The organism is Kribbella deserti (assembly GCF_042434725.1).
Lineage (GTDB): Bacteria > Actinomycetota > Actinomycetes > Propionibacteriales > Kribbellaceae > Kribbella > Kribbella deserti.
This window is the reverse complement of sequence record NZ_JBHLTC010000004.1, coordinates 1-7,889: the sequence shown is the minus strand read 5'-3', so window position 1 is coordinate 7,889 and position 7,889 is coordinate 1. Positions and strand designations below refer to the sequence as shown.

Here is a 7,889-nt window from a genome sequence, read left to right as displayed (position 1 = left end):
TAGCGGGCAGCACAGCGGTCATGCCCCGCAGTTGGCCTTCAAGCTCAGCCATCTGCGCCGCTGACCCGTCAACGGTCTTCGTGACCCCGGCCCACGCGGACTCCCAGTCGATCGCTGCTTTCGCGGCCAGGCCGAGCCCGGCGCCGGCGGCCAGACCGATCCGCATCGACGTGGACCCGAGCTTGTCGATGTGCTGCGAGGCCTGGTCGGTGGCGGTGAGGACCTTGTCAACCGAGGCCGCGGCCTGTCCCATGCCGGCGACGAATCCGGCGACGGTGGCTTCGAGGCGTACCCGGTATGAACGGTCCACGGTCCGCCTCCTCAGGCTCAGTCAGGTAGGGGAATGCGCACGGCGGTCCAGTGCTCGGCGGACGGCCGGATGGTGCGTTTGCGCGGGTTCTTCTCGCGGTCGGCTTCGGCCTCGGCAGAGTTCGCGAGGACGGCCTGTTCACCGGCGATGCCGTGGCACTTCCAGCAGGTGTGGTGCTCGATGTCGTAGCCGTGGTCTTTGACCGTGGTTTCGGACAGGAGGCCGCCGCAGCCGCTGCAGGTGTCGGCATGGACTTCTGCGAGGGCGGCGAAGTGTTCGCGGTCGAACTGGTCGAACTCGGGTTCGCGTGTCACCAGAACGGTGTACGCGTCGGACGCGCGGCAGGGTTGGCCGTCTGCGTCGAGGTACAGGTGGGTCTCGGTGGGTTCCCAGCCGTTGAGGCGGCGCACCGAGACCCCGAGCGCTAACGCCGTCTCGACTTGCCGCCGCTTCGCTGGCTCGTGTGCGAGTTGGCTCGCGAGAAAGGGACGCTGGTCACCTGCGAGTTGAGGCCGACACACACCGAGTAGGCGGTCTGCTTCTCTCCCTTGGCGAGGGTGTCGATCAGTTCACCGGGGTCGGTGTCGAGCAGGTTGCCTTCGGCGTCGGTGACACGGGCAGCGCAGGCCTTGGTGAGGGCGCCGGGGAACGTCTCGATGTTCCATCCGTGCTCGGCGTCGTCGGTGTTGTCCTTGCGGGGCGGGTGTTCCTTGGCGAGCTTGTCGTACTCGTCGTCCGACAACGCCACCAGGATGATGTGGACCGTGACCTCGTCGGCTGCCGCTGCGGCTTCGGCGTGCGCCTTCTCGGCTTCCCTCAGCGCTTTGGTGAGAGCAGGGTCGATCGGGGCGCGGCCACCTTGGCGTACGTCGGCATCTTCGCCGCTGCGGGCCTGCTCGGCGTCTTGGTACTCGGCCTTGACCAGGTCGAGGGTCTGCTCGGCGCGGGCGCGGGCGATCGCGAGGTTCGCGTCCAGGACCAGCGGGAACGGCGCGGTCGCGCGCGTCTTCGGGGCCTTCGACTTGCGGTCCTGCAACAGGGCTTGCAGCCGGTCGTGATGCTCAGACATCGGAGGTGCTCCTAGGCTCGTAGGCTCGTGGTGTTGCGCAGGCTCGTGGCGGGGCAAGAGAAAGGGCGGGCGGCCCGAGCCTGGGACCGCCCGCCCGACTGTGGGGGTTAGGCCGCAGCGATCGGCACGTCGTACTCGACCCGGCCGGTGACGGCGACCGACTGGGTCGCGGTCAGCACCGCGAACTCGTCGTTCTCCGCGATCGGGGTCTTGCGCTGCGCACCGAACATCACCGGCCACACATCAACCACCTGCGCCGCAGCGAACGCCGCATCGACGTCGAGACCCCACCGGATGATGAAGAACCCGGTGACACCGGCCTTGAACGTCTCGTACGCCTCGTTCTCCGGCGTCGCCGCGGCGGCCTGCGGGTCGATGACGTACTGGATGTCCGCGATCGACGGCTTGTCACGGCCGAGGACCTCGAACGTTTCCTTCGACCCGTAGCGGCGGTCGTCGCCCTTCGGCTGGTCGCCGCCGGGCTGGAACTGGCCGCCCTTCAGGAAGTACGACACGTCCAGGCCGCCGGTGACCTCAGCGAGGACAACGTCGGCCGGGTCAGCGAGCGTCGGCACGAACACGACGGTGGAGGCACCCTCGGCCTTGATGCCAGGAGGGAAAACGGCAACCATGATCAGGCTCCCTGGGTGTTGTTGGTGGACGCGGCAACGACGGACTTCGACTTCGCGCCGACCTTGTCGCGCGGGGCGGGCTGCGGGGCCGCGGGGCGGCCGTCGCGGGCGGTGGCGGGGGACTTGTCGTCCTTGACCTCGGTCCAGCCCTTTTCCTTGGCCAGTTCGGTCGAGACGGCGCTGGAGAACACGTGGCCCAGCTGGTCGCGGTACCGCCGGAATTCGGTAGGCATGATCTGTTGCTCCTCAGGAGATGGTGGTGGCGAAGCGGTACTGCATGGGCAGAAACCAGCGGAGGTCAGTAGGGATGTCACGGTCTTCACGAAGCGCGACGTTTTCGGTGACCTCCCGCAGCCGGGAGTCACCGAGCCGCGGGTCTTCAGGAGTGGCGAACAAACGAACCCCGTTGAGGACGGGACGGACCTTGTCAACCGCCCAGTTCGCGCCGCGCGGCGTGCCAGCTGAACAGGTGACCCAGATCGGAAGGCTGAGGTCTCTCGGCTTGTAGCCGTAACGGGTGTTCCGGGTCTCGCCGGAACCCATGTAGACGCACACGTAGGGCTTGACTCGGCCCTCCGCGTCGCGGGGCGGGTCCTTCGGGACTGTCCCCTCGAACACCGTGAGGCCGTCGATCTCTGTAAGCAGCGCGACGACCCGTGTAACAGCTTCAACGGTGGTGGCCATCAGAGGTCCGCGATCTTGGACATTGCAGCGTTGAATGATGGGATGTGCCTGTACAGAGCCGGGTTCAGGTACGGCTGTGGCCCCATCCGTGAAGTACCGAACTCGACGTAGGCGCCGTACTCGACCGTTGGACCGATCTCAGCTGAGAGCACGCTGACGTCGCTCGAGATGGAGTTCCTAAGGTTGCCGGTGTCGACTGGAGCCAGTACCTTCGCGGCGGCTTCGATGTCGTGCGCTGTCTTCGCGATGGCCTTGCTTGCCAGCATGGTCGCCCTGATCGAAGCGTTGCCGAGGTCAGACTTGAGCCGCCGGATCTCGGTGATGTCGAACCCCATCACTCACCTGCCGCGGGGAGACGGTCCACACAGATCAGGTCCCGCTCCCAAGCAAGAGACCCACGCAGCACATCAGTTACGACCAGGCGGCGACCCACCAACGACGGATCATCCGGGCAGGAATCGATGCGGAGCTCGTGGCCGACCTCAACGTTCAAGATCTCGGCCGGGACCGGCACCAGGTAGTCGTGAGTGGTGACCGACTGGCCGGACGCGTTCGCCTCTTGCGGCTGCCGCTGCTGCTGAATACGGCACGGCACACCCGTATGAAGCACGACACGGGCCGGCGCATCCCAAGTACCAGTGTCGTTGTTCCACACCGGTTCGCCGGTACCGTCAGCGTCGATCGTGCACCGGGCCGTCATCGACAACTCGGCAACCGGGCGGTGATACTGCGACCAGCCGACCGGGATCACCGGGGTACCAGGGCGAGGCATCAGTAGCCCGCAAGCTCGGGACGAGACGGGTACGGCTCGAACTCGGCGATCTCAAACCCGGTCGAGTCCGCGTCATCGTCACCGTCAGCGGCCTGCCTGCGCAGCTCGGCCGCGAGCTCCCGCAGTTCCTTCGCGACAGCCGGGCCATCAGTCGAAAGATCCTGGGTGCGGATCTTCTTCGACACCATCGCCTCGTTCGCGGCCATGGTCTCGAGTGCCTGCGCGGCAGCCCTGCGCACGCTGGCACCGTTCATGGCGAGGAAGTCGTCGATCTCGAGCGTGGAGAAGAACCGGTTCGCCGGGTCCGTGTCGTTGATCAGCAGCCGGGTACGGCGCTGCTCAGCCGATGCCGGCGGGCTGGGGTCGACCTGGATCGTGTCGTACTGGACGTTCGCGCCTGTACCGGTGACGGTCCACTTGATCGTCCACTGGCCGGCTGCGGTGAGCGTGACCTGGGTTGTCCAGGTCGCGCCGTCGTCGTCGGTGGCCGGTACCAGCGCGATCGTGTCCCCGGACGGTGTCGTCGCCTGGGCTGTGACCGCGGTGGTTCCGTCGAACGGGGTGACGGTGAGCTGGAGAGCGGCGGTGTCTTCGACGTCATACGCCATGGCTGGCCTCCAGGGTCGATGTGGGCTGGTTGCTGGCGGTCAGCACGGACGCCGGGCCGTTGGTCGCGACGAGAAGGCCGGGCTGGATGACGGGGAAGTCAGCGGCACCGGTGAAGTCGAGGTCTGCGGCGCCGGCGAGACCGAGCGCCCCAGCAGGAGAAGGGGCCCCGGTCGCAGTGAGGTGGCCGGTACCGGCGAGTTGAAGGGTTTCCTTCGGTTCCGGGCGGCCCTGTAGGGACAGGGCGCCTTGGCCTTCGAGCGTCGCCGCGCCTGTGACGGTGGGTGCACCGGAGGCCGTGAGCTGGCCGGCGCCACCCAGGACGAGGTCGCCGGTGTGCGCGAGCGGCGCGGTCGCTGACAAGGTCCCTTCACCGGCGAAACCGGCGGCGCCTGTGTGGCCTGGGACGCCAGCAACCGCGAGCGCACCGCCCCCGGATAGCGCCACGTTCGCCGCGGCGCCAGGTGCTCCCGCACCCGCGAACTGTCCCGCTCCCGAGAGGGCAACGGCTCCGGGAATAGCGGGTGCGGCGCCGGTGCTGGCCGCCCCGGTGCCCGACAGGCCGAGCGTCCCGGCCGGCGCGGGGGCACCGGCGGTGGTGAGGGCGCCGTCGCCGGTCAGGTCCAGAGAGCCGCTGTGGGCTTCGGCTGTCCCTTCAGACAGCAGGACCACGCCGGTCAGGCCGGTCGCGGCAACCGACAACGTGCAGCCGTGAACGATGGCCGCGGTCGCGCCGGTAGTGACCGGGCGATCGCCGAACTCTTGACGTACGGAAGCGCCTGCGGCGTTGAACCGGTTAGTGAGTGTGCCGAGCGTGGCCCCGGCCTGGGTGAGGGTTCGGCCTGAGTGGGTGCCGACGCCGTTCTGGGCGAAGATGTACGCGATCAGCATGTCGGCGGCCGTGGTCAGTGACCCGGTGGTGGCGCTGTACGCCGTACCGCTGGTCGAGTCGACCCCGAACGATGTGGCCCCAACCGTCAGGACACCGGTGCTGGACCGGTACACCGCAACAGCGGCCTGCGACGAGGTGCCGCCAGGGACCGAGATGGTGCCGATCGATCCGGTGTCGGCCGGGTCCGCGTCACGGACGTACACGTCGAGGAACATGCCACCGCCGGACGCGGTGAGGATCTTGCTACCCCACCCGGAGATCGAACCCACGTTCGACGCAGGCCCCTCGTAGATGATCCCGAGCAGGTACTTGTCGCCCGTGGTTTTCGTGGCCGGGAAGTTCAGCGCCGACGTCGAAGTGGTGAAGCTGTTCGGGCCGGACGACGAAACGAACGTTGGCGCCGGCATGGCGCGCTCAGCTGATGGTGCTGGTGACGGTCAGCGTGTACGTGCCCTGGGTGGCGAACGCCTGCGAGGTGACCGCGGCACCGTCGAGGTAGTTGCCCGCGCCGGACGAGGCTGAGTGGACACCTGCACCAGCGACGGTCGTGCCGGCCGGTACGTCGAACACGACGACGCCGGTGATCACACCGTTCGACGGGGCGCCCCAGCTGATGGCCTTGCGGGCGTATGCCGGACTGCCGCCTGTGACCTCGGTGCCTTGCGAACCGCCCGGGACCGTGGTGTACAAGGCGACGTGCGTAGCGGTAGTGCCGTACGCCGTGGCGAGCGCGTTCTTCATGGTGGCGGTCTGGATGGTCACGACGGGTCTCCCTCAAGTGAGAGGTGAAGGGTGGGTGGTGGGGCGCAGGCAGCGCCGTGGCAGGGAGCATTGGAGGGGCTCGATACGGCCCAGCGGTGACCCGGCCAGGGACTCCCCGGTTCTGCCTTCTCGCAGTGCAATGAGCCGTTCCCGCATCGATTTCCGCGAGTTGACGCCCACACCACCTCAGGTCCGCTACTGGCCGGTCGCCTTACGGCGCTGGCTCTTAGCGGCCGACTTCCGCGCCGGCGCAGCCTTCTTGGCTGGCGTCGGCTTGTCGCTGCCCTGCCCCGGTTCCTCCTTGGGTTCCGAGGCAGACGCGGCGGGCTCGTCCTTGGCGGGCTCCAGCAGGCTGATGACACGATCCAGCTGGTTGGAGATCTGCTCGAGGAACACGTCCGTCGTGGTGACAGCGTTCGGCATGATCAGGCCGAACCGTTCGAGGCGTACGCCGCGATCGGGTCGAGGGTGGTGCCGCCGGTGACGTGGCGGACCCGGTACTGGATGGAGTCGTCGTCGAACGATCCTTCCTCGGCCGGGACGGCGCCGCCGCCGAGACGGTTACCGCCGTCGGCCTTGACGCGCAGGTCCGGCACCTCGTAGCCGCGCAGGAACCCCATGGTGACCGCGGGGCGCGCGATCGTCGGGGCGGGCAGCAGGTACCACGTGGTGTTCACGTTGGCCGACTCATCGACCACGGTGAGCCACGGGTTCACCACGACGCGGACCTTGTTGGCCAGCCAGTTGCCGACCTCCATGTCCTGACCGGTGGTCTTGAACCGGATCAGGGTGGCCTGCAGGATGTTGTTGGCCGCGACCTCGAGCGCCGGCGGGACCATCAGCACCATGGCCGTGACCACGATCGGGCGGCCCTCGGAGTCCTTGCGGGACCCGATCGAGGTGAGCGCCGCGGACAGGTTGTCGACGGTGAGCTTGCCGGTTCCGACACCGCCGTTGCCGTTGAAGAACGCGGTCGGGCCGGCAGCGCCGGCGACGAGCTTCGTGGCGAGCATGTCTTCGGTGTCGCGGGCGGCCTGGCCGAGACGCTCCGGGGCGGAGCGGAACGCGTCGAGGTCGTCATTGACGAACATCTCCCACGTGAGCGGGAGACGCGCACCGTACTTGCCGACGGTGAGCTCGTACTCGGCCTCGTCGAGGCCGCGGGCCGGGTACGGGGCCCGCTCGGCGACCGGGTCGAGAATGCCGCGGCCACCCAGCAGGTCAGCCCACTTCTTCGGCCGGAAGTCCCGGACGACGGTGCGGCGCGCGAACTGCTGCCACAGCGGCTGGATCTGCTCGTACTGGGCCATCAGCTCACGGTCCAGGACGTCGCCGAACAGGATCGGGAAGTCGCTGGTCGTCAGCGACTCCTTCAGCTTCAGCATGGCGTAGCTGTTGCCCTGGAACGCCTCGCCGATGAGCCGCGCCGCCTCGGCCAGACGGCCGAGGTAGTTCGGGTCGGTCGAGCGGCGCCGCGGAGTCAGCGCACCAGCTTCGGCTTCAGCGGCCGAGCCAGTCAGGATCTGGGTCTGGGGAGTGCTCATGAGTTTCGGTCTCCTCTCAGACCTGGTGGATCTCGACCGCGACCGTGCCGGCGCCGGCCGACTTGGTGCCGAGCGAGTGGCCGAACAGCGTGTTGCCGCTGGCCGTGGTGGTGATCGCGCCGGCGCCCGTGATGTACACGGCCAGGCCGACCGAGGCGACGGCGTCGGTGGTGGACACCGTGTAGGCGCCGGACAGGGCAACGGTTGCCTCGCCGGCGGCGTTGCCACCAGCACCCCGGTCGGTGAGGGTGACGCCGACGAAGGCGCCGACCTTGACCGGGGTGCCGGACACGGTGCCATCCGCGACGGGCAGCGACCGGGTGTGCCGGTACGGGAAGACCTCGTTCTTGGCCATGGGTCAGACCGCCTTCGTGGTGGTGCGGCCGAACGTGCCGGCGGACAACCGGTCGTAGTCGGCCTCGGTGATGGTGGGGGCCTGGCCGGTCGGCCCGACGCCCTGGATGCGGCCGGTGCCGTTGTCGAGCTTCGCGAGGTAGGTCTCCTCGGACTCGCGGGCCTTATCGACCGTGGGGCCGAAGGTCTCGGTGTCGAGGCGCTGGTCCTCACCGAGCGGGATGTCCCGCATCGCCTCGGCGATGATGCGATCCACCGACGCCG

At 68.3% G+C, this 7,889-nt stretch carries 15 protein-coding genes; all 15 read right to left on the bottom strand.

Annotation, left to right across the window (positions count from 1 at the left end; translation table 11 throughout):
* The coding region (locus tag ACFFGN_RS04150; RefSeq protein WP_380043937.1) for a hypothetical protein at positions 1 to 310 on the bottom strand (310 nt) is incomplete at its 3' end.
* Positions 311 to 327: 17 nt separating this feature from the next.
* Complete coding sequence (locus ACFFGN_RS04145) at positions 328 to 624, bottom strand: hypothetical protein (RefSeq protein ID WP_380043936.1); 297 nt, start codon at positions 622 to 624, stop codon at positions 328 to 330.
* 110 nt (positions 625 to 734) lie between these two features.
* Entirely contained in the window at positions 735 to 1,379 is a 645-nt protein-coding gene (locus ACFFGN_RS04140; protein WP_380043935.1) for a hypothetical protein, read from the bottom strand.
* A gap of 107 nt (positions 1,380 to 1,486) precedes the next feature.
* The gene (locus ACFFGN_RS04135; RefSeq protein ID WP_380043934.1) at positions 1,487 to 2,011 is read right to left on the bottom strand and encodes a phage tail tube protein; all 525 of its coding nucleotides are present in this window, start codon (positions 2,009 to 2,011) and stop codon (positions 1,487 to 1,489) included.
* 2 nt (positions 2,012 to 2,013) lie between these two features.
* A complete protein-coding gene (locus tag ACFFGN_RS04130) occupies positions 2,014 to 2,244 on the bottom strand; it encodes a hypothetical protein (RefSeq protein WP_380043933.1) in 231 nt (76 codons plus the stop codon).
* A gap of 13 nt (positions 2,245 to 2,257) precedes the next feature.
* Positions 2,258 to 2,695, bottom strand: a complete 438-nt coding sequence (locus ACFFGN_RS04125) for a hypothetical protein (RefSeq protein ID WP_380043932.1) — start codon at positions 2,693 to 2,695, stop codon at positions 2,258 to 2,260.
* Positions 2,695 to 3,030 carry an HK97-gp10 family putative phage morphogenesis protein gene (locus tag ACFFGN_RS04120; RefSeq protein WP_380043931.1) on the bottom strand — a complete coding sequence of 112 codons (336 nt, stop codon included), beginning with the start codon at positions 3,028 to 3,030 and terminating at the stop codon, positions 2,695 to 2,697. The genes ACFFGN_RS04125 and ACFFGN_RS04120 overlap by 1 nt, the downstream gene beginning before the upstream one ends.
* The gene (locus ACFFGN_RS04115; RefSeq protein ID WP_380043930.1) at positions 3,030 to 3,467 is read right to left on the bottom strand and encodes a DUF6093 family protein; all 438 of its coding nucleotides are present in this window, start codon (positions 3,465 to 3,467) and stop codon (positions 3,030 to 3,032) included. Before ACFFGN_RS04115 ends, ACFFGN_RS04120 begins: the two co-directional genes overlap by 1 nt.
* On the bottom strand, positions 3,467 to 4,075 hold the full coding sequence (locus tag ACFFGN_RS04110; protein WP_380043929.1) for a hypothetical protein: 609 nt from the start codon (positions 4,073 to 4,075) through the stop codon (positions 3,467 to 3,469). Before ACFFGN_RS04110 ends, ACFFGN_RS04115 begins: the two co-directional genes overlap by 1 nt.
* On the bottom strand, positions 4,065 to 5,372 hold the full coding sequence (locus tag ACFFGN_RS04105; protein ID WP_380043928.1) for a hypothetical protein: 1,308 nt from the start codon (positions 5,370 to 5,372) through the stop codon (positions 4,065 to 4,067). Before ACFFGN_RS04105 ends, ACFFGN_RS04110 begins: the two co-directional genes overlap by 11 nt.
* A gap of 7 nt (positions 5,373 to 5,379) precedes the next feature.
* Positions 5,380 to 5,727 carry a hypothetical protein gene (locus ACFFGN_RS04100; RefSeq protein WP_380043927.1) on the bottom strand — a complete coding sequence of 116 codons (348 nt, stop codon included), beginning with the start codon at positions 5,725 to 5,727 and terminating at the stop codon, positions 5,380 to 5,382.
* Positions 5,728 to 5,922: 195 nt separating this feature from the next.
* The gene (locus tag ACFFGN_RS04095; protein WP_380043926.1) at positions 5,923 to 6,150 is read right to left on the bottom strand and encodes a hypothetical protein; all 228 of its coding nucleotides are present in this window, start codon (positions 6,148 to 6,150) and stop codon (positions 5,923 to 5,925) included.
* A 2-nt stretch (positions 6,151 to 6,152) separates the two neighbouring features.
* Complete coding sequence (locus ACFFGN_RS04090) at positions 6,153 to 7,271, bottom strand: phage major capsid protein (RefSeq protein WP_380043925.1); 1,119 nt, start codon at positions 7,269 to 7,271, stop codon at positions 6,153 to 6,155.
* Positions 7,272 to 7,287: 16 nt separating this feature from the next.
* The gene (locus ACFFGN_RS04085; RefSeq protein ID WP_380043924.1) at positions 7,288 to 7,626 is read right to left on the bottom strand and encodes a DUF2190 family protein; all 339 of its coding nucleotides are present in this window, start codon (positions 7,624 to 7,626) and stop codon (positions 7,288 to 7,290) included.
* A 3-nt stretch (positions 7,627 to 7,629) separates the two neighbouring features.
* On the bottom strand, positions 7,630 to 7,889 hold a 260-nt coding region (locus tag ACFFGN_RS04080; RefSeq protein WP_380043923.1), incomplete at its 5' end, for a hypothetical protein.